This is a genomic window from Paraburkholderia sp. A1RI-2L (assembly GCF_048957375.1).
GTDB lineage: Bacteria > Pseudomonadota > Gammaproteobacteria > Burkholderiales > Burkholderiaceae > Paraburkholderia.
The window spans coordinates 1,192,615-1,211,708 of sequence record NZ_JARBTA010000002.1; the positions used below are offsets into that span (position 1 = coordinate 1,192,615).

Annotated in this window: 15 protein-coding genes and 4 pseudogenes; 8 read left to right on the top strand and 11 right to left on the bottom strand. The window is 60.5% G+C overall.

Annotation, left to right across the window (positions count from 1 at the left end; all coding sequences use genetic code 11):
• Positions 1–7: 7 nt before the first annotated feature.
• The 5 genes and pseudogenes from PWP93_RS20200 to istA form a co-directional block, all read left to right on the top strand.
• Positions 8–844 (top strand): enoyl-CoA hydratase/isomerase family protein, encoded by an 837-nt coding sequence (locus tag PWP93_RS20200; RefSeq protein ID WP_421045685.1) that lies wholly within the window; start codon positions 8–10, stop codon positions 842–844.
• 195 nt (positions 845–1,039) lie between these two features.
• Positions 1,040–1,660 (top strand): TetR/AcrR family transcriptional regulator, encoded by a 621-nt coding sequence (locus PWP93_RS20205; RefSeq protein WP_421045686.1) that lies wholly within the window; start codon positions 1,040–1,042, stop codon positions 1,658–1,660.
• A gap of 262 nt (positions 1,661–1,922) precedes the next feature.
• Positions 1,923–3,455, top strand: a complete 1,533-nt coding sequence (locus PWP93_RS20210; protein WP_421046133.1) for a class I adenylate-forming enzyme family protein — start codon at positions 1,923–1,925, stop codon at positions 3,453–3,455.
• A 388-nt stretch (positions 3,456–3,843) separates the two neighbouring features.
• Entirely contained in the window at positions 3,844–4,704 is an 861-nt protein-coding gene (locus PWP93_RS20215; protein ID WP_421045687.1) for an IS5 family transposase, read from the top strand.
• 495 nt (positions 4,705–5,199) lie between these two features.
• Positions 5,200–6,144 (top strand): annotated as a pseudogene (gene istA, locus PWP93_RS20220) (IS21 family transposase); the annotation flags it as partial.
• Positions 6,145–6,244: 100 nt separating this feature from the next.
• Here the strand turns inward: istA and istB are convergent.
• The 10 genes and pseudogenes from istB to PWP93_RS20270 form a co-directional block, all read right to left on the bottom strand.
• Positions 6,245–6,988: an IS21-like element ISBmu3 family helper ATPase IstB gene (istB, locus tag PWP93_RS20225; protein WP_421045688.1), complete on the bottom strand. Its 744-nt coding sequence runs from the start codon at positions 6,986–6,988 to the stop codon at positions 6,245–6,247.
• Positions 6,989–7,009: 21 nt separating this feature from the next.
• Positions 7,010–7,831 (bottom strand): annotated as a pseudogene (locus tag PWP93_RS20230) (Mu transposase domain-containing protein); the annotation flags it as partial.
• Entirely contained in the window at positions 7,791–8,426 is a 636-nt protein-coding gene (locus PWP93_RS20235) for a prolyl-tRNA synthetase associated domain-containing protein (RefSeq protein ID WP_421045689.1), read from the bottom strand. The pseudogene PWP93_RS20230 and the gene PWP93_RS20235, both read right to left, overlap by 41 nt.
• Positions 8,371–9,786 (bottom strand): aspartate ammonia-lyase, encoded by a 1,416-nt coding sequence (locus PWP93_RS20240; protein WP_421045690.1) that lies wholly within the window; start codon positions 9,784–9,786, stop codon positions 8,371–8,373. Before PWP93_RS20240 ends, PWP93_RS20235 begins: the two co-directional genes overlap by 56 nt.
• Entirely contained in the window at positions 9,779–10,765 is a 987-nt protein-coding gene (locus tag PWP93_RS20245; protein ID WP_421045691.1) for a LysR family transcriptional regulator, read from the bottom strand. Before PWP93_RS20245 ends, PWP93_RS20240 begins: the two co-directional genes overlap by 8 nt.
• A gap of 65 nt (positions 10,766–10,830) precedes the next feature.
• A complete protein-coding gene (locus tag PWP93_RS20250) occupies positions 10,831–12,225 on the bottom strand; it encodes an MFS transporter (RefSeq protein ID WP_421045692.1) in 1,395 nt (464 codons plus the stop codon).
• A 295-nt stretch (positions 12,226–12,520) separates the two neighbouring features.
• Positions 12,521–13,609 carry a type II asparaginase gene (locus PWP93_RS20255; protein ID WP_421045693.1) on the bottom strand — a complete coding sequence of 363 codons (1,089 nt, stop codon included), beginning with the start codon at positions 13,607–13,609 and terminating at the stop codon, positions 12,521–12,523.
• Between the two features lie 308 nt (positions 13,610–13,917).
• Positions 13,918–14,097 (bottom strand): annotated as a pseudogene (locus PWP93_RS20260) (hypothetical protein); the annotation flags it as partial.
• Positions 14,094–14,828 carry an alpha/beta hydrolase gene (locus PWP93_RS20265; RefSeq protein WP_421045694.1) on the bottom strand — a complete coding sequence of 245 codons (735 nt, stop codon included), beginning with the start codon at positions 14,826–14,828 and terminating at the stop codon, positions 14,094–14,096. The gene PWP93_RS20265 and the pseudogene PWP93_RS20260, both read right to left, overlap by 4 nt.
• 56 nt (positions 14,829–14,884) lie before the next feature.
• Positions 14,885–15,139 (bottom strand): annotated as a pseudogene (locus tag PWP93_RS20270) (IS6 family transposase); the annotation flags it as partial.
• A gap of 562 nt (positions 15,140–15,701) precedes the next feature.
• Here PWP93_RS20270 and tnpA point away from each other — a divergent pair.
• The 3 genes from tnpA to tnpC are packed head-to-tail and all read left to right on the top strand — an operon-like array spanning position 15,702 to position 18,001.
• Positions 15,702–16,028, top strand: a complete 327-nt coding sequence (gene tnpA / locus PWP93_RS20275) for an IS66 family insertion sequence element accessory protein TnpA (protein WP_342964817.1) — start codon at positions 15,702–15,704, stop codon at positions 16,026–16,028.
• Entirely contained in the window at positions 16,028–16,396 is a 369-nt protein-coding gene (tnpB, locus tag PWP93_RS20280; RefSeq protein WP_421043126.1) for an IS66 family insertion sequence element accessory protein TnpB, read from the top strand. Before tnpA ends, tnpB begins: the two co-directional genes overlap by 1 nt.
• Positions 16,397–16,414: 18 nt before the next feature.
• The gene (gene tnpC, locus PWP93_RS20285) at positions 16,415–18,001 is read left to right on the top strand and encodes an IS66 family transposase (protein ID WP_421044971.1); all 1,587 of its coding nucleotides are present in this window, start codon (positions 16,415–16,417) and stop codon (positions 17,999–18,001) included.
• Here the strand turns inward: tnpC and PWP93_RS20290 are convergent.
• On the bottom strand, positions 17,989–18,831 hold the full coding sequence (locus tag PWP93_RS20290; protein WP_421045695.1) for a transposase: 843 nt from the start codon (positions 18,829–18,831) through the stop codon (positions 17,989–17,991). The two genes, tnpC and PWP93_RS20290, sit on opposite strands and share 13 nt — an antisense overlap.
• Between the last annotated feature and the right edge of the window lie 263 nt (positions 18,832–19,094).

Here is a 19,094-nt window from a genome sequence, read left to right on the forward strand (position 1 = left end):
ACTGCGCATGACGAAAACAATAAGCACTTCGATGGATTGCGTGGGAGAGGGCGCTTGCAGCCTGCGCGTCGAGACGCGTGGCCGCGTGCGATGGTTGCGTATCAACCGCCCGGCGCTGCTCAACGCGCTGGACAGGCCGGCGGTTCACGCTTTGGGGCTCGCCTTGCGCCAGGCCCAGCGCGATGACCGCGCGAGGGTGGTCGTGCTCACCGGAACCGGTCGAGCGTTTTGCGCGGGTGCCGATCTGCGCGCGCTCGGACAGGCGCAAGCCGCGCCGGGTGACGGCGCGCGCCGCGCGGCCCGCCTCGTCGATCAATGCGCGGCCTTGATGCGCCGCCTCGACCGCATGAGCAAGCCCGTGCTGGCGGCCGTGAATGGGCTCACGGTGGGCGGCGGCCTCGAACTGCTCCTGTGCTGCGATTTGATCGTCGCTGCGCGCAGCGCCCGCATCGGCGACGGCCATGCGAAAATCGGCGCGCTGCCGGGCTCCGGCGCGAGCGCGCGCCTGCCGCGACGTTTGCCGTCCGCGCACGCCAGGTTTCTGCTGTTCTCCGGCGATATGCTCCCCGCCGACGATCCGCTACTGGCGGCTCTGATTCATCGCGTGGTCGACGACGGCTTGCTCGAATCGGCGACCGCAGCGCTCGCCGACACACTGGCCGCCAACAGCCCGCTCATGCTGGCGAGCGTGAAGCGCCTGCTCGCGAGCGGGGCGGACGCCACGCTCGCCGAGGCGCTGCGGCTCGAACGCCAGGCGCGGCTTCGTCATGCCTCCAGCTTCGACTGCCGCGAGGGCATCGATGCCTTCCGCGAAAAGCGTGCGCCGGATTTTCAGGGCCGTTAGTGCGCCGCCTCCAGCCACCTTCGCCTCCCGACGCGCCGGTGCAATTGCCTGGATGCTAATATATACACGCTGTGCAAAAAACGGCGCCAAATGCCTGTGGATACATGACATTTTGCATGTCCGCGCATTTGTCCATTCGGAACTACCATGCGCCGGCATGCGCAAAATCCGGCGAATCACGGAGATGGCTTGTCAATGCAGACGGATGATAAGGACGTTCAGGCGGACGCGCCCGATCGTATCGATTACTCGCAGGAAGCGCCCACCCGCATCCTGACCGCCGCCGCGCGCCTGATCCGGCGTAACGGCGTGCGCGCGGTCTCGTTCGAAGGTATCGCGAAAGCGGCCGGGGTCACGCGCGGCGCGATCTATTACAACTTCAAGGGGCGCGACGATCTGTTCCTGAGCCTGCTCGAACATTTGATGGACCGACGGATGGCCGGGCTGCGCAAGGTGTTGCAAGCGAGCGAGCCCGCCGCGAGGGTGAACAAGGTGGCGGCCCTGCTCGCAGAGGATATTCTGGAATGGCGCAGCTGGACCACGCTGTTCGCGGAAACCTGGCTGGACGCGCTGGGTTCCGAAGGCATCATGGAGCGGCTGGCGAAGCTGAGGGCGGGCTTCTATCATCAGATAGCCGGCGTGTTGAAGGAGGCCTTCCCGCACAGCCAGCCAGAGGCTCAGGAAGAATTCGCGGTCATTCTGCTGGGGGTCGTTGCCGGCCTCGCGATTGAGGGGTCGATCAGCGGCCTGTCGCTAGGCGCGCCTCAGTTGGAGCGCTTTCTCGTTGACGCGATGATGGCGCGTTTCGGCGCCTGAACGTCGCACTGCCAGTACCCCGCTTTCCGCTCGCGGCGCTCGCGCGCCGCTCGTCGATTCTCCGCTTTGCGCTTTCTCCACTTCAGTTTAAGAGGCGTCCTCACCGGGTGCAGGGTAAATACGTATACTTGTAAAAAACGGCTAGTTTATACAATTTGTTTAAAATAAACCGCTGGGCAAAGCTTTCGATCTAAAACCATTGGAGAGACATATGAAGAAGCCTGAAAGCCGGACACTCGGGGCGCTAGTCGAGGAGTTGGCCATGCGCTTTCCTGAGCGTCCCGCGGCCAGTTTCGAAGGGCGCACGGTCAACTTCGCGCAGTTTCGCGCGCTGGCGATCGAGTTCGCGAAGGCCTTGCAGGCGGAGGGAGTCATGCCCGGCGACAAGGTGGGCATCCTGATGGGCAACCGGATCGAATGGCTGGTCGTCAACTTCGCCATCCAGTACCTGGGCGCGACCATGGTGGCGCTCAACACGTGGTACACCGCACGGGAACTGGCATATGTGCTCGATCATGCGGACGTTTCCGTGCTCGTCACCGTGGATCGCTATCTGAGCGCCGACTATGTGGAAATGCTCGATGGTCTCGCGCCTCTGTCCGAGACATTTCCGCGACTCAAGCGCGTAGTCATGCTCGGGGAGCGCACGGCCGCGCAGGCAATTGGCTACGAGGAATTCATCGCGCGCGGTGCGGCGGTTGCCGACACGGCCATCCACACGAGGCTCGCCGCCGTGCAACCGCGCGACATTGCTTATCTGCTCTACACGTCGGGCTCCACTTCACACCCGAAGGGCGTGCTGTTGCAGCACGACAGCCTGATCGAGAATACCTGGAATATCGGCGAGCGTTTGCATCTGGATAGCGACGACGCGTTGTTTCTGCCCGTTTCGCTATTCTGGGGAATGGGTTGCGAGAACCTCCTGTTGACGAGTTGGACACATGGCGTGCATATCGTCATGCAGCAGCAGTTCGACGCAACAGATGCTCTTTACCTCATCTCCCGCTACCGTTGCACGGCGCTTGGCGCGACGCCGAATATCGTCCACGCGATCTTCGAGCATCCACAACGCGGCGAATACGATCTTTCTGGACTGCGAAAGGGTGTGGCATCCGGATCGCCCGAGGTGTCGCGCAAGCTGATCGCAACGGCCATGCCACTGCTGTGCCACTGCTATGGGCTCACCGAATGTTATGGCTTTGCTACGGTGAACGACGCGAACGATTCCGTGGCCAAGCGCGCCGAAACAGAAGGCCAGGTGCTGCCGGGGACGGAGGTACGCATCGTATGTCCGGAGACCGGGCATACCCTGCCGGCTGGGGAGGCAGGCGAGGTGTGTCTGCGCGGGCACGTGATGCGCGGCTACTTCAAGAATCCGGACGCGACGGCGGCGAGCTTTGACGCCGACGGATTCTTCCATACCGGGGATCTCGGCGTGCTCGATGCGGAAGGCTTCCTGCATTTCAAGGGGCGCATCAAGGAAATGCTGAAGACCGGCGGCATCAACGTGGCGCCGATCGAAGTGGAAGAGGTGTTGCGCACCCATCCGGCCATTGAGGAGGCGTTTGTTACCGGACTGCCCGACCCCGTGCGCGACGAGGTGGTCGCGGCGGTGATAGTGCTGGCGCGCGGAGCGGTGCTCGACAAGGCGGCGGTGCTTGAATACTGTCGAGCTTCGTTGGCCGCCTACAAAGTGCCGCGTGAAGTGGTGTTTGTCCCCATGCACGAAATTCCGCAGACCAGCACGCGAAAGGTGCACAGAATGCGGCTGGCAGAATTGTTTAACAAGGCGTAGTCACCTGTGCTCTGTTGTCCCAAAAGCAACCTTGCGTTGGCGGACAGCGGCTCGATGCTGATGGTAGTGGGGTTCGCGCCACCGGACTCCGCATAAATTGTTCGACCCATACGGGTGCGATGTAGAGCCTACATGGCATCAAGGCAAGACTGAGTCGCCATCATAGGCGCGAAGCCGTTGTAAATTTGCTCCTCCGTCGTGGGTCATTATTGGTTCTGGTGCAAATAGGAAAGCAGGTTTAGAAGGTTCCTATAAGAAGGATACCTTATCGAGTACAACTGGTTGCGGGTTTTCGACGGTCGGGGAATTTGTCTGCAAGCCGCACCAGGACTGGATCTCAGGTCAGAGTGGCCAGATCGGCTAAAGTCCAGATTTCTGGACGCAGCGAATGACCCGAATCCCATGCTGGCAAGAGATTCCAACAAGATTGAGCCTGGAGCAGTTCGAGCAATTTGTCTGGCCGCATCTGAGCCTGGGCCGGCGCGGACCTTCCCCCACGCTGGCCTTGCACAAAATCTTCAACTACATCCTGCAGGTACTGTACATGGGTTGTCAATGGAAGATGCTGCCGATCGAGAGGAATGCAGAAGGTCACCCTGAAATCCACTATACACGTATCTACCGGATGTTTCGTCGCTGGCAGGCCGACGGTTGCATCGATGCCATCTTTTCAGGCTCGGTGCAGCAACTTCATCAGGACCAGCGGCTTGATCTTTCGATCATCCACGGTGACGGTACCACGACGGCGGCGAAGAAAGGTGGCGACAATCTCGGATACAGTGGGCACAAGCATATGAAGGGCGACAAAGTGGTGGCCTTGTGTGATCGCAACTGCAACGTCATTGCTCCATTTATCAGTGCTCCCGGCAACCGCAACGAATCACCGCTGTTGCGCGACGCGCTGCCCAGTCTTACCGCCATGGCACGCGCCATTGGCGCGGACCTGCGCTGTTCAATCTTCAGCCTGGATGGCGTCTACGACTGCAGGGTCAACCGCAAGGCGATTTTCAACCGCGGCATGATCCCAAACATCCCCGAGAATCCACGCGGGCGCAAAACACCGAAGCGCGGCCGCAAGCAGCGCTATGATCCGGCCATCTTCGAGGAGCGCTTCAGGACCATTGAGCGGGTCTTTGCCTGGGAGGACAAATTCCGCCGTCTGCTGCTACGCTTTGAACGCATCAGTGACGTGCACTACGCGTTCAAGACGCTTGCCTATACGATGATCAACCTGCGTCACTACTGCTGAATCGTCGACGAATCGTATTTCGCTGAGGGCGCTACGCGTCATGAATACTCACGCCTATTGCATTCGCATTCCTGATCATAATGCAGGCTTCGATACCGAATAGCTGTCGTTTTCTGCAACGATGCGCCTGACTTCGCGCGATCACCAGCGTCCATCGTGGTTCTTCCGTTCGCAGTGAACCGAAACCCGCAACCAGTTGCAGCTTTTAGCGCTGCTTCCGGGCGATCACGCGATGCGAAGTCGGACCCAAGTTGCGGCCTCTTCAACGCTGGACATGACTCAGCACGGGTCCGACTGGTTCATTACTGCGTATTTCGGACGAACGTGACCGGCCGTTTCGGGATGGTGACCGGCGATTTCGGCAACGTGACCGGTCATTTCGGAAACGTGACCGAGCGGACCGGAAGGCAGGATTGGCGTTGCGCATGACATCAACCTCGCGGGCTATGCTCGCCGGCTTTGGCCGGAGAGACGATGCCCGCGCACCGGATGAACATGCGCATGATCAAGGACGTTTTACGACTTAAGTTCGACGGCGGCTTCTCGCACGATCGGATCGCCGCATCACTGGGCATATCCAAGGGCGTGGTCACGAAATACATCGGACTAGCCAGTGCCGCCGGGCTGGACTGGGCAAGCGCCTGCGATATGGATGAAGGCGAACTCGAGCGGCGGCTTCTCGGCAAGCCCACGGGGCCAGCAGCCTATGCCCAGCCCGACTATGGACGCATCCATCAGGAGCTGCGTCGCAAGGGCATGACGCTGACGTTGCTATGGGAGGAATACCAGGCTGAGTTCGCGGACCGGCAGACCTACCGCTATACGCAGTTCTGTGGGCACTACAAGGCGTTCACAAAACGCCTGAAGCGCTCGATGCGTCAGATTCATCGCGCCGGCGAGAAGCTGTTTGTCGACTTCGCCGGCCCCACGTTGCCACTGACGACTGGACGCCGCGCGCACATCTTCGTAGCGGCTATGGGCGCATCGAGTTACACGTTCGCATGTGCGACGCCGGCCGAGACGATGGAGGACTGGCTGGGCGGGATTGCTCGCGCGCTGACCTTCTATGGTGGTGTGCCGCAGTTGATCGTCCCGGATAACCCGCGTGCGATGATTGCCGATCCCGATCGCTATGAACCTCGCGCCGGCGACACTGTGCTGGACTTCGCGCGTCACTACGGCACATCATTCCTTCCTGCGCGCGTATATCGTCCGCAGGACAAACCGAAGGTAGAGGTTGCGGTCCAGGTGGTCGAACGCTGGATCATGGCGCGCCTACGTCATCACCGGTTTGACTCGGTCCACTCGGTCAATGAGGCGATCTGCCCGCTGCTCAAGAACCTGAATGAGAGGCCATTCCAGAAGCTGCCGGGATGTCGTGCCAGCGCGTTCGCCCAGTTGGACGCGCCGGCACTGCAGCCGTTGCCGGCACAGCCCTATGTGCGTATTTCGGGGAAGCTGAACGCCCGTTTCGGTGAAGTCGAACAGGCCAGGAGGGAGGTGCTGCGTAGTGCTTAGATTGTACTGCGGGTGTTCGAGATCAGGCTACTTTTTGATCAGGTGCGTTCTTCTTGCGCATCGAATCGCCCTTCAACGGAAGCTTGTGAGCCTGATGGACGAGGCGGTCGAGGATTGCGTCGGCGAGGGTCGGGTCTTGCAGCCAGGCGTGCCAGTGTTCAAGGGGCAGTTGACTTGTGATGATCGTGGATCGCGTGCCGACGCGATCGTCGAGCACTTCGAGCAGATCGTTGCGCGCGCCCTGGTCGACGTCCTGCAGTCCCCAGTCGTCGAGCAACAAGACGTCCATCTTGGCGAGCTGCGCGAGCCGACGTGTGAAGCTGCCGTCGCCGTGGGCGATCTTCAATTCCTCGAACAGCCGCGCGACGCGCACGTACAGCACGGAGAAGCCCTGTCGGCAGGCCTGCTGGCCGAAGGCGCAGGCGACCCAAGTTTTTCCGGCACCAGTTGGCCCCGTGAGGATGAGGTTCTGTGCATTGCGGATCCAGTCACAGCCGGCGAGCGTGGCGACCATACCCTTGTCGAGCCCACGGCTCTGCCGGTACTCGATGTCCTCAATGCAGGCTTGGGGATTCTTGAGTTTCGCAGACTTGAGCAATCGCTCGAGCCGGCGGGTATCGCGCCAGGCGATCTCACGATCCACGACCATGCCGAAGCGTTCCTCGAACGACAGGCTCGTGCTGGCCGTCAGCGCGGCCTGTTCCTCGAACGCGCGAGCCATGCCGTCCAGCTTCAGGGCCTTGAGCTGGGAGAGGGTTTGCTGCATCAACGTCGTGACCTCCTTGGGTCAGTGGTAATACTTGGGCCCGCGCACGTTCTCGTGCAGGGGCGACTGCCATTCGGTGGTCCCGCTTTGTGGCAGCGGTTGCTTGTCGGAGCCGGTTTGCAGGATGGTGCGCACGGACCGCTGGGTTGGCGCGCCAATCACGAGTGCGCGCTGGCACGCCGCTTCCAGCCTCTCCTTGCCGTATTTGCGCGACAGCGACAGCAGGCCCAGGCACGCGCGGTATCCCATTTCTGGGTGCGGACGGTTCGTCAGCAAATGCCTGACGACCGCCTCGGCGCTGACGCCGATCGATGCGCCCCAGTTCAGCAACCGGCTCGGTGTCCATTCCATGTGGGCGCGGTAAGCCGCAGGCATATGCTCGGCCACGGTGGTGTACTTCCCCTTGAGCCGACTGCGAGCGTGGGCGGCGACGCGTTTGCCGCCATGCAGGATTTCCACACCGTAGCGCGTCACGCGCGCGTGGACTTCCTGGCGTACAAGGCTGTGCGGCGCGCTGTAGTAGTGGCCATCGACCTCGATATGCGAGTCAATGTTGATGCGGCACTTCTGGAAGGTGGCGATTTCGTAGCGGCGCGTCGGCAGCGGGCGCAGCGCCGGTTTGTCGAGTCGCTCGAACCGCTCGCGCCGAGTGCCATCAAGCTTCTTGAACGGCCGCGTATTCAGATCGTTGATCAACCCAGCGATCGCCTTGTTCAGTTCGGCCAGACTGTGGAACCGGTGATTCCGGAAGCGGGCAAGAATCCAGCGTTCGACGATCTGCACGCCGACTTCGACCTTCGCCTTATCCTTCGGCTTGCGAGGGCGCGCCGGCAGCGAGGGCGTGCCACGACGGAGCGTGACCAATGTGCTTCATAAAATCTTCGAGATCTTGTCTCGACAACGCGATTGTCGCTGTGCTATCGAGCGGATGAAACAAAAAGACCCGTTCATGCGCCAGGTCATCGTCGATGACGAGGCGAACGTCATGAGCGCGGTCATTGACCAAAGCGAGTGGGCTCAACGAACCGGGCCGAACCCCAAGCAGATCGAAAAGGCGATCGGCCGAAGCGAACGAGAGACGTTTGCTGTTCAGCGTCTTCGCGACCGCGGGCAGGTCCAGCGATTTATGCGCGGTCGTGACGACGAGGTATAAACCGCCCTGCTTGTCCAGGAGCAGAAGATTCTTGCAGCGCGCACCGTCGAGCGAAAGCTTGAGCGCGCCGGATTCCGTCATGTTGAGCACCTGCTCATGGTACTCACACTCAAACGGCACGTCTTGCTCCTCGAGCAGCGTGAGCAGTTCGTCCCTTTCTATCATTTCCCATTCGCTCCACAATGTTGCAAAGGCCGGCCGTGATCTTGCGCGGCCGGCCAGGGGGCGATCAACGCGGCTCATAAACCGGGTACGAGGCCGCGTCGATGGCCGACAGGGTGTCATCGCGCGACAGCAGGCCAGATTCGTCGAGAATCTCCACCAGCGGCCGACCTTCCGCCACCGACTGCCGCGCCAGCTTGCTCACTCGAGCATAGCCAAGTTTCGGCACGAGCGCCGTCGCCACAGCCATCGAATCCATCAGGTGCCGTTCGTTGCACGCAACGTCTGCGGTAATGCCGGCAACGCACTTCTGCGTGAACCGCTGGATGCCGTTGGTCAGCAGCATGATGCTGTCAAACACGCGCGAGGCCACGACAGGCTCGAAGTGATTGATTTCCAGCTCGCCATACTGCACGGCCTGAGCCACCGCGACATCATTTCCGATAACCGCAAAGCTCAGCTGGATCATGGCCATTGGCAGCACGGGGTTCACCTTGCCCGGCATGATCGAGGAGCCGGCCTGCGCCTCCGGCAGGCGCAACTCCCCAATTCCGCCCACTGGACCCGAGGACAGCACCGTAAGGTCCGATGCAATTTTCGCAATGGACGCCGCACAGGTCCGAAGCTCCCCCGAAACGCGCGAGAACACGTCCATGTTCTGCATCGCGTCGAACGGGTTTGCCGGCGCGACATAGTCGACACCCGCGATGTCCGAGAGGTGCCGGTAGACCGCGGATCGATATCCCGCGGGCGCACCGAAACCCGTACCGATTGCCGTACCACCTAGGGGCAGTGTCCGCAGCTTGTCGCGCACTGCCGTCAACTCTTCCGCCAGACGTCGCGCAAGCGACGCATAACCGCTGAAAAGCTGGCCGAGGCGCATAGGCTGCGCATCCTGGAGACACGTTCGGCCGAGGTGAAGGACGTCGGCAAACTCGAGAGCCTTACCCTCGAACTTCTCAGCCAGTTTTTCTACTTCCGCACTGAGCGGTCCAAGCATCGCGTAGGTCGCAATTTTCAGCGCGGCCGGATACACGTCATTCGTGGACTGCGAGCGGTTGACATGGTCGTTGGGATGGATCACGTCGTACGAGCCTGACGCATGCCCCAAAAGCTGTTGCGCCCGATTCGCGATCACCTCGTTGAAGTTCATGTTCGTCGAGGTTCCACCCGAGCCTTCGAGCAGATCAACGATCAGGGAGTCGCCAAGCTTGCCTTCGATGATTTCCTGACACGCCCGGCTGATTGCATCGCATTGTTCCAGCGTGATCACGTCGTTGTCGCGGTTCGCGAGCGCGGCCGCCCATTTGCACTGCGCAAAGGCCACCGCAAACGCAGGATAGTGCGCAATGCTGAGCAGCGAAACCGTCAGATTGTCGACGCCCCTTACCGAGTTGACGCCGTATAATTTTTCGACGGGAATATCAACTTCGCCGATGTAGTCGCGTTCCGTACGCGTTTCAGCTTTGGCTTGACTATTCATTTGTGTTCCTGTTTTCCACATCAATGAGTTGTTCAATTTCCTGGCCGAGTGCTTTTTTCACTCTCGGCAGAAATGATGTTTCGATAACTTCGGATGCCGTGTCACATGCATCTTCGAAAAAGGCGCTGTATTCATCCCGACGCGCTACCAGGTACAGCGAGCGTTCGAGACCCAGCCTGTCGACCACGTGGGTGGCCACCTGGTCGGCATAAGCCGCTCCCTGGAGCAGGCACATCGGCGAGGTCACTGCCCATCCGATACCCTCTGCCACCATCGACGTGAGCGCATCGGCGGTATCGAGTTCGAGCCGGTTCGGTGCACGCACTTCGATGCGCCGCAAATAACGCTCAATCTGCATGCCGACCTGTGATTTCCGGTTAAAGCGCACGATCGGCAATGCATTGGACAACGCCCGGATGTCCTCCACGGTTCGGATCGACCTGCGAAAATCCCGGGGCGTGATGACCAGGTATTGCTCGGAGAAGAGCCGGAACCGGACGACGTCATTGGCGTCTATCAACGCGTCACTCGTGACGATGAGATCCAGATCGCGCCGCAGCAACGCCTCGCCTTGCTGCGGGCTCAATCCCGTCCGGATGGACAGTTGCGACACCTTTCCCAACAACCGCTTCGTAAAAGCCGAGCCGCAGGTGGAAGCGAACGAGTCGACAAGTCCAATGCGAAGATCAGGCTTGATGCCTCGACCCGCTTCGACAACCTGAGCCTTCAGGTTGGCGATCTCCTCACTGAGTACCGTGCCGCGGTTCCTCAATGCGATGCCGTACGGCGTCAACGCGAGGGGACGGGTCGTGCGATTGACCAGCACAACCCCCAGTTCGTCTTCGAGTTGGCGGATGATCTGCGAGACACCGGATTGGGAAATGCCCATGCGTGCGGCTGCCCCAGACATGCTGCCCTCTTCCGCCACTGCGACGAAGACCTGTACCGCATATATATCAATTGGCTTGTTGGACGACACGATCGGCTCTCCCTTAGTTTCGGTCAGCAGACGTTGCCAGGTGTGCGCCAACGCGCGTCGGAGCGTCAGACGCCCGGGTTTCTGTTGCGATGCGCCGATGTGCGCAGGCTCACGTTCTGGCCGTCGTCCACCGCTGGTTCATTGCTGCCGTGACCCGAGCTCATATCCGAGAGACTCTCCTTGCCGGTTTCCGGTGCGAACCAGTGACAGAACACGCCACCGAACACCAGGACGGCCACGCACACACCGAGCGCAGCGTGAATGCCGACCTGTTGCACAGCCACAGGCAGAAGAAACGTGCTGATCGCAGAACCGAAGCGGCTGGAGGCGACGGCCAGCCCTACACCGGACGCGCGCAGGTGGGTCGGGAAAAGCTCCGGCGGATAGATGAACTCGAGGTTCGCAGCAGCAGAAAGGATGCAGGCGAAAATGCCAAATGCGAGTATTGTGCCGAGCGGCCCGAATCCGGCGTAGGCGAGCACCGCCAGCCCGATTGCGGCCAGATAGAAGCTGCCAACGAGAAATGCGCGACGCGAGAGCCTGTCGGCGATCAGCAGTCCAAAGATTGCTCCGGCAAAGAGCAGTACGTTATAAACGAGGGCGCCGACAAAGCCGTCCTTGACCTGCAAGGCTTGCAGTACCTTTGGAGAAAACGTGCCGAGCGCAAAGTAAGGAATGACCTGGCACGTGTAGAACACACAGCCGACCAGGGTGTTCTTTCTCCAACGGGCCGAGAACAGTTCTGACCACGCACCACGACGTTGCTGGGGCACGGCCGTCGGTGCAGGCAGCATGGTCTCCGGTCCGAACTTTGCACGGATGATTTCCAGTGCCTCGTCCTGGCGGCCGCGTTTCATCAGCCACATGGGCGACTCGGGTACGCCGAGACGGAACGGCAGGATCAGCAGTGCCGGCAGTCCACTGGCGGCCAGCATGATCCGCCATGCGTCCGGGCCGATATCGCGAATGGCGAAGCCTGCGAGATACGCACAAACGTAACCTGCCGCCCAGGCCGCGGCGAGCACACTCAGGAGACGGCCACGATAGCGGCGTGGAGCAAACTCCGTGACGAGCGACTTGCTCACGACGTAGTCGGCGCCGAGAATGAGCCCAAGCAGTACGCGCAACACCAGCAGTTGGGTCGGCGCCGTCACAAAATATTGCGCTGCGGATATCACGGCAAAGAGCAGCATGTCGAAGGCGAAGATGGTGCGTCGGCCATAACGATCCGCCACAGGACCCGCAAACATGCTTCCGAAGAAGAGGCCGGCAAGTGACGCCGCACCGAGCGCCCCCATCCAGACTGCGTTCAGGTGAAGTGCGCCGGCAGCCATGCTCACGGCGATTCCAATAATGCCCAGCACAAAACCGTCGCTGAACTGCCCGCCTGTACCGCTGAACGCCACGCGCACGTGGAAACCGCGCAGCGGAACATCCTCCATCAATATCTGCTTGCTCACTTTCGTCTCCTGAACTCTGGTTATCAGCGAGGCGCCTGCGTGCGCCTTCAAAAACCAGTGTAGGGAGTCAGAATCAAAAAAACAGCATGTCCGGTGGCAGTATCAATAACTCTAATAGTATGTGACGCAGTGATTGAAGTCGAACACCGCAACAAACACCAGACGTGCTGGGGCTCGAACAGGGGACGGCTCTGGCGTCTCCCGGAACGACACGCGGCGCGACGGCGCTTTCACAGCACCGTCGCGCCCGCACGAATCGTCGTCCCGCTGCACCTCAACAACCGGCGATAATGATTTAAAACTCGTGAAGCATTGCCTGGATACGTGACGGATCTTTGGTTACCGTAAGCGCGAGCATCAGGAGAATGCGTGCCTTTTGGGGGTTCAGGTCGTCACCGAGAAGACCCACGTAGGCTGGATCTTCGGGTATGAATCCGCCCCCCGTACGGGAGGAGCGGACCACAATCACCCCCTTGGCAATCGCCTTCTTGATCGAGGGAAGGGTAAGAAGCGATTCGCTGCCTGCGCCAACTCCCGCAACGACTATGCCCTTTGCGCCGTGCGAAACTGCGGCGTCGTACATGAAGCCGCCGTCGTTCTGGTAGCCGTAGACAATATCGACTTCCGGCAGCGAATCCAGCTTCGACACGTCAAATGGCGTCGATGTGGTGTGGCGCTTCAGCACGGACGTCTCGAAGTGAGGAACCTCGTCTACCAGCGTGCCCAGGTAACCAGCGTCGTTTCCCTTGAACGTATCCAGCGTGGTGCCGTTTGTCTTCGTGGTGTAGCGCGCCGAACCGATCCGGTCGTTCAGCACGATCATCACGCCGCGGCTACGTGCCTCCGGCGAGGCGGCAACCGTGACTGCCTGCAGGAGGTTGCTCGGGCCATCAGCACTGATCGCCGTTGACGGTCGCATCGAACCCGTGACTACCACGGGCTTGTCGCTCTTGACGACAAGATCAAGGAAATATGCGGTTTCCTCGAGGGTATCGGTGCCGTGAGTAACCACGACACCCGCGATATCCGGTTGAGCCAGAAGCCGATTCACGCGCCTGGCCAGTTTCAGGAGGATATCGTTGGTGATGTTCTCGCTTCCGACGTTCGAAATTTGTTCACCGGACACCTGTGCAATCTTGCCTAATGACGGCACTGATTTGAGAAGCGCGTCAGCCGTTAATACGCCTGGCTTGTAGCCCGTCGTTTGCGTCTCACTCGCTGCGGTACCGGCGATCGTGCCGCCGGTTGCCAGCACTGCGACGTGGGGCAGTTCTCCGGTGGATGTGGATTGCGCCATGGCCGGGGCCACTGACACCAGGCAAAGCGCAATGCTGGCTAAAAATCGGTGCAAGTAGCTGCTCAGATGAGCGTGGTTGTCTCTCACAATAGGTCTCCAGATGAGAAGAGTGAAACGCTGGATAGCCATCCAGAATGGCGTATCTCCGGAGACGAGTGTAGTGACACATTCAAGAAATCGAATCAGACTTGAGGCATCATTAGAGAAACTGATAGTTTGGTATACGGAAGATGAAGGTGCGCGTATTCATGGCGCCTGGTCGGACCGCTGCACATGCCTTTCTAACAGGCACTCACAGCACTCAGAACGGCTACAATGCGGCGCACCAAGCCTATGGGGGTAAAGTGGACCCGTCAGTCAAGACACTTTTCTGCTTGATTTAAGCTGTAATCGCGTCCACGAAAGCGCGTCGTGACCGTCACGCCGAACTCTTCGAGCAGCGTGCGGCGAAAGATCAATTCGTTCTCGGCCATCCAGCGCGACCACTCGCTACGGTCGAACACCTCGACAGGCCTGTTCCTCGCATCGAGGACGTAGAAGCGTTCACACTGGGGCGGGACGGAACGGGATTTCATGGTTGAGCAGGCGCGAGCAGGAAGCCGATCGCCTCCCGCCACCAGCTGTCGTCGACGTGGCCAATCCAGTCGTTATGCTCCGCCGCCTCCACGATCTTCAGTTGCTTAGGACAGCACAGCGCGTCATGGAGTGCCTCGCCGAAGCGTGCCGGAACGATGCTGTCGCGTTCGGCAACCACAACGAAAACCGGGCGACCGAACGCTGCCAGGTGGGTCGCGCTGTCGTATCGGTCATGCACCAGCCACTTGAAGGGCACCCATGGGTAATGGAAGGCGGCGACGTGCTCGAGCCTGTCCCATGGCGTGATGAGCATCAAGCCGGCGATCCTGTCGCGTTCGTGCGAGCCGGCCGCGGCAACCACGCCGGCCCCGAGCGATTCCCCGATGAGCAGCACCGGGGCGCCGTAGAGACGATGCGCAAGCTCGATGGTCTCCTGCGCATCGGCGACAAGACGTTCTTCATCTCGAGAGCCCCCACGTGGCCCATAGCCCGGATATTCGGCGAGGATCACGCGCAGGCCCAGCCGGTTAAGCACCGCAGCGTAGACGGAACGGTGCCCTACGTGCCCCGCATTGCCATGAAAGACAATCGCCGTGCCGCGCACGGTTCCAGGCGGTTCTGCGACGAGGCCTCGGAATGCCTCCATGGTCGGCCAGGCCACAAGTCGATCGGAAGCGACGTCCTCGATTGCAGCCCGCTCAGGAAAGTAGATAAAACGTTCCTGCAACATGGCAACGCCTGTCAAAGGGATCGAAACGCGAAGGCGAGACGCAGCTTCATTCCCGCGGTCTCGTCGACGCGCCACGAGCGACCAGCTGGCGTAGCAAAGCGGTTCCAGCGTTTGACGAACTCGGACGTATAGCGTCTCACCCAGCGCAGGATCGTCGTGTGAGCCAGCGATAATCCCCGTTCGGCCATCATCTCGACCAGATCGCGCAGGCTGAGCTTGTAGCGCAGATACCAGCGAACGCACAGAATGATGATCTCCCGATCAAAGTGACGTCCACCGAACAACTCCTCCAGACTCTTCAGCTTGCTCATCGCGGTTCATCAGTTCATTTTGCTCCGACAACTCTAACCGATTTCCCCGACCCTATTTGCACCAGAGCCGTTGATAGTAGGCAGGGCGCCGCAGCGAGGCAACCAGGGGCGTCCCGCATATTGGGATAATTGGGCGGACGTCGACAAAAAATGCACGAGCATGTCGGCAAGGTGAACGACAGCATAACGATCGCACACCACACGTATCCAACTGGTTGCGGGTTTCGGTTCACTGCGAACGGAAGAACCACGATGGACGCTGGTGATCGCGCGAAGTCAGGCGCATCGTTGCAGAAAACGACAGCTATTCGGTATCGAAGCCTGCATTATGATCAGGAATGCGAATGCAATAGGCGTGAGTATTCATGACGCGTAGCGCCCTCAGCGAAATACGATTCGTCGACGATTCAGCAGTAGTGACGCAGGTTGATCATCGTATAGGCAAGCGTCTTGAACGCGTAGTGCACGTCACTGATGCGTAAGCGGTAAGCCATGAGCGTTATAGAGTTCGCGTAGATGTCGTTGCAGAATGCTCCTCGTTCAATGCGATCAGGAGCAGACGATGAAGGCAGCAGCGAAGCGAGAGGAAGTGGAATTAGCGTGGCGCCAGAGGCTGGCACGCTTCGCAGAGCGCGGACTGACGGTCAGAGCGTTCTGCCGTGAGGAGTCGGTGTCGGAGTTTCGCTTCTATCATTGGCGGCGGCGCTTGCAGGGCCTGGCATCTCCGTGTGGCGTGGATGCATCCGCCGGGGACTCGGCCTTTGTCGATCTGGGGACCATTGCGGCAACTGACACGCACATCAACCCGGGCACGCAGGCTGGACAGGCGAATCTGACGATCCGCCTCGATCTGCCCGGCGGCATCGTTCTGACAATCGCGAGAAGCTGATGTTCTTCCCTGAGCAGCAGGTACGTGTGTTCCTGTACGGCGCACCCGTGGACATGCGGCGCTCGTTCGATGGCTTGCACGCGATCGCACGCCACAGCATGCCGGTCGATCCACTTGGGGGCCATCTGTTCGCGTTCATCAATCGTCGTGCCACGCAAATCAAGGTGCTTTATTTCGATCGCAGCGGCTGGTGCGTTTGGGCCAAGCGGCTCGAGCAAGGCCGATTTCTGGCCAACTGGAACCGGGCGGACACGCGTGAGATCGATGTCACCCAACTGAAGCTGTTGCTCGAGGGAATCGAGGTCGTCCGGCAGCGGCATCGTTACCGGCACACGCAGCCACAGTCGCCGGTGAGGCCCTCGCCATGAGGCATGCGTTGCCCTATGATGGTGGCCATGCCATCGACTGCCGCCACCGACGAAACGCTCGTAGCGCTCACTGCGCACGTGGCGGCGTTGTCAGCGCGATGCGAAGCGGTACTGAGCGAGAACGCACAATTGCGCGCGCAAGTCGCGTGGTTCCAGCGCCAGCTGTTCGGCCGCAAGAGCGAGCGTCGCATCGTACAGCCCGATGCGGCACAAGGCACGCTGGGCGAAGCCTTCGATGCTGTGCCCGATGCACCGGCGCCGGGCAGGAAGACGCGCATAGCAGGCCACGAGCGCAGCACCACGCCCAGTCGCCCGGGTGTCGACGAATCAACGCTGTTCTTCGACGAGGGCAAGGTGCCGGTCGAAGTCATCGAGATCGCGAACCCCGAGAGCGCAGGTCTCGATCCCGAGGATTACGAAGTAATCGGCGAGCGTGTGAGCCACCGGCTGGCCCAACGTCCCGGCAGCTATGTCGTGCTCAAGTACGTGCGCCCGGTGATCAAGCGGCGCGATACGCAGGCACTGTCGTGTCCTGCGGCGCCGGTTGGTGTGATCGAAGGCAGCCGCGCCGATGTGTCGTTCATCGCCGGGCTGCTCATCGACAAGCTGGTGTACCACCTGCCGCTGTACCGCCAACATCAGCGGCTTGCCCAGTGCGGCATCCGCGTGTCGCGGCAGTGGCTCACGCAGATCGCGCAAGCGGCCATTGCGCTGATCGAGCCCGTCCACGACGCGCAGTGGCAGTCGATCCTGAGCTCGCGTGTCAAGCGCATGGACGAGACGCCGATCAAGGCCGGACGGGACGGCCCGGGCAAGATGAAGTCGGCGTACTTCTGGCCGGTGATGGGCGAGCTCGAGGAGATCTGCTTCCACTACCAGCCGAGCCGGCGGCAGGAGCACGTCGAGCAGTTGCTCGGGCAAACCGCGGCGGCTGGCAGCGTCCTGCACACGGACGGCTACAAGGCGTACGCCTGGTATGCGAAGAAGACGGGTCTGGCCCACGCGCAGTGCTGGGCGCACAGCAGGCGTGCCTTCGTGAAGGCCGAAGAGATCGAGCCGGCACGCGTGGCCGAAGCGCTGGAGCATATCGGCGCGCTGTATCGCGTCGAGGAAGACATCCGGCAGAAGGGCCTGACAGGCTCCGGCAAGCGCGCATGGAGGCAGCAGCATGCGAAGCCGGTGGCGCAGCAGTTCTTCGTCTGGGTGGACAGGCAGTTCGAAGCGCAAGGCTTGCTGCCGAGCAGTCCGCTCACGAAGGCGCTGGCCTATGTCCGTGAGCGCCGCGATGGCCTGTTGCTGTATCTGGATGATGCGGATGTCGAGATCGATACGAATTCATTGGAGCGGGCGCTGCGCGCCATCCCAATGGGCAAGAAGAACTGGATGTTCTGCTGGACCGAACTCGGCGCCAGGCAGATCGGTATCGCGCAAAGCCTGCTGGTGACGTGCAAGCTGCACGACATCGATCCCTACGACTATCTGGTCGACGTGTTGCAGCGCGTGGGCCAGCATCCGGCATCGCGCGTGCATGAACTCACGCCGAGGATGTGGAAATCACTCTTCGCCGGCAATCCCCTGCGCTCGCCCTTGCATCAGAGCGCCTGAGATCGCAAGAACGTCGGTGAATTACCGATTACACTGATGCGTTCAAAGCGTAGCAGCAGACGGCGGAATTTGTCCTCCCAGGCAAAGACCCGCTCAATGGTCCTGAAGCGCTCCTCGAAGATGGCCGGATCATAGCGCTGCTTGCGGCCGCGCTTCGGTGTTTTGCGCCCGCGTGGATTCTCGGGGATGTTTGGGATCATGCCGCGGTTGAAAATCGCCTTGCGGTTGACCCTGCAGTCGTAGACGCCATCCAGGCTGAAGATTGAACAGCGCAGGTCCGCGCCAATGGCGCGTGCCATGGCGGTAAGACTGGGCAGCGCGTCGCGCAACAGCGGTGATTCGTTGCGGTTGCCGGGAGCACTGATAAATGGAGCAATGACGTTGCAGTTGCGATCACACAAGGCCACCACTTTGTCGCCCTTCATATGCTTGTGCCCACTGTATCCGAGATTGTCGCCACCTTTCTTCGCCGCCGTCGTGGTACCGTCACCGTGGATGATCGAAAGATCAAGCCGCTGGTCCTGATGAAGTTGCTGCACCGAGCCTGAAAAGATGGCATCGATGCAACCGTCGGCCTGCCAGCGACGAAACATCCGGTAGATACGTGTATAGTGGATTTCAGGGTGACCTTCTGCATTCCTCTCGATCGGCAGCATCTTCCATTGACAACCCATGTACAGTACCTGCAGGATGTAGTTGAAGATTTTGTGCAAGGCCAGCGTGGGGGAAGGTCCGCGCCGGCCCAGGCTCAGATGCGGCCAGACAAATTGCTCGAACTGCTCCAGGCTCAATCTTGTTGGAATCTCTTGCCAGCATGGGATTCGGGTCATTCGCTGCGTCCAGAAATCTGGACTTTAGCCGATCTGGCCACTCTGACCTGAGATCCAGTCCTGGTGCGGCTTGCAGACAAATTCCCCGACCGTCGAAAACCCGCAACCAGTTGTCTAGTTGCACTGAGCACTCGCGCGAGCAAATCTACTTTTAGGCGACAAATCCGTCGTGGCTTTCGCGGTTGATTGGTGCCAATACCCCCAAAGGGGGAACTCCCTATGGCAGATTTCAAGGCACCGTCGACCAGCCATACTGGAGACAC

What these genes read in the sequence shown, in the direction of transcription:
- tnpA (WP_342964817.1), top strand. Translation starts at nt 15,702, where the DNA reads ATGAAGGCAGCAGCGAAGCGAGAGGAAGTGGAATTAGCGTGGCGCCAG.
- PWP93_RS20240 (WP_421045690.1), bottom strand. Translation starts at nt 9,786, where the DNA reads ATGAATAGTCAAGCCAAAGCTGAAACGCGTACGGAACGCGACTACATC.
- tnpC (WP_421044971.1), top strand. Translation starts at nt 16,415, where the DNA reads ATGGTGGCCATGCCATCGACTGCCGCCACCGACGAAACGCTCGTAGCG.
- PWP93_RS20210 (WP_421046133.1), top strand. Translation starts at nt 1,923, where the DNA reads ATGCGCTTTCCTGAGCGTCCCGCGGCCAGTTTCGAAGGGCGCACGGTC.
- tnpB (WP_421043126.1), top strand. Translation starts at nt 16,028, where the DNA reads ATGTTCTTCCCTGAGCAGCAGGTACGTGTGTTCCTGTACGGCGCACCC.
- PWP93_RS20215 (WP_421045687.1), top strand. Translation starts at nt 3,844, where the DNA reads ATGACCCGAATCCCATGCTGGCAAGAGATTCCAACAAGATTGAGCCTG.
- PWP93_RS20265 (WP_421045694.1), bottom strand. Translation starts at nt 14,828, where the DNA reads ATGTTGCAGGAACGTTTTATCTACTTTCCTGAGCGGGCTGCAATCGAG.
- PWP93_RS20200 (WP_421045685.1), top strand. Translation starts at nt 8, where the DNA reads ATGACGAAAACAATAAGCACTTCGATGGATTGCGTGGGAGAGGGCGCT.
- istB (WP_421045688.1), bottom strand. Translation starts at nt 6,988, where the DNA reads ATGCAGCAAACCCTCTCCCAGCTCAAGGCCCTGAAGCTGGACGGCATG.
- PWP93_RS20205 (WP_421045686.1), top strand. Translation starts at nt 1,040, where the DNA reads ATGCAGACGGATGATAAGGACGTTCAGGCGGACGCGCCCGATCGTATC.
- PWP93_RS20235 (WP_421045689.1), bottom strand. Translation starts at nt 8,426, where the DNA reads ATGACACCCTGTCGGCCATCGACGCGGCCTCGTACCCGGTTTATGAGC.
- PWP93_RS20290 (WP_421045695.1), bottom strand. Translation starts at nt 18,831, where the DNA reads ATGACCCGAATCCCATGCTGGCAAGAGATTCCAACAAGATTGAGCCTG.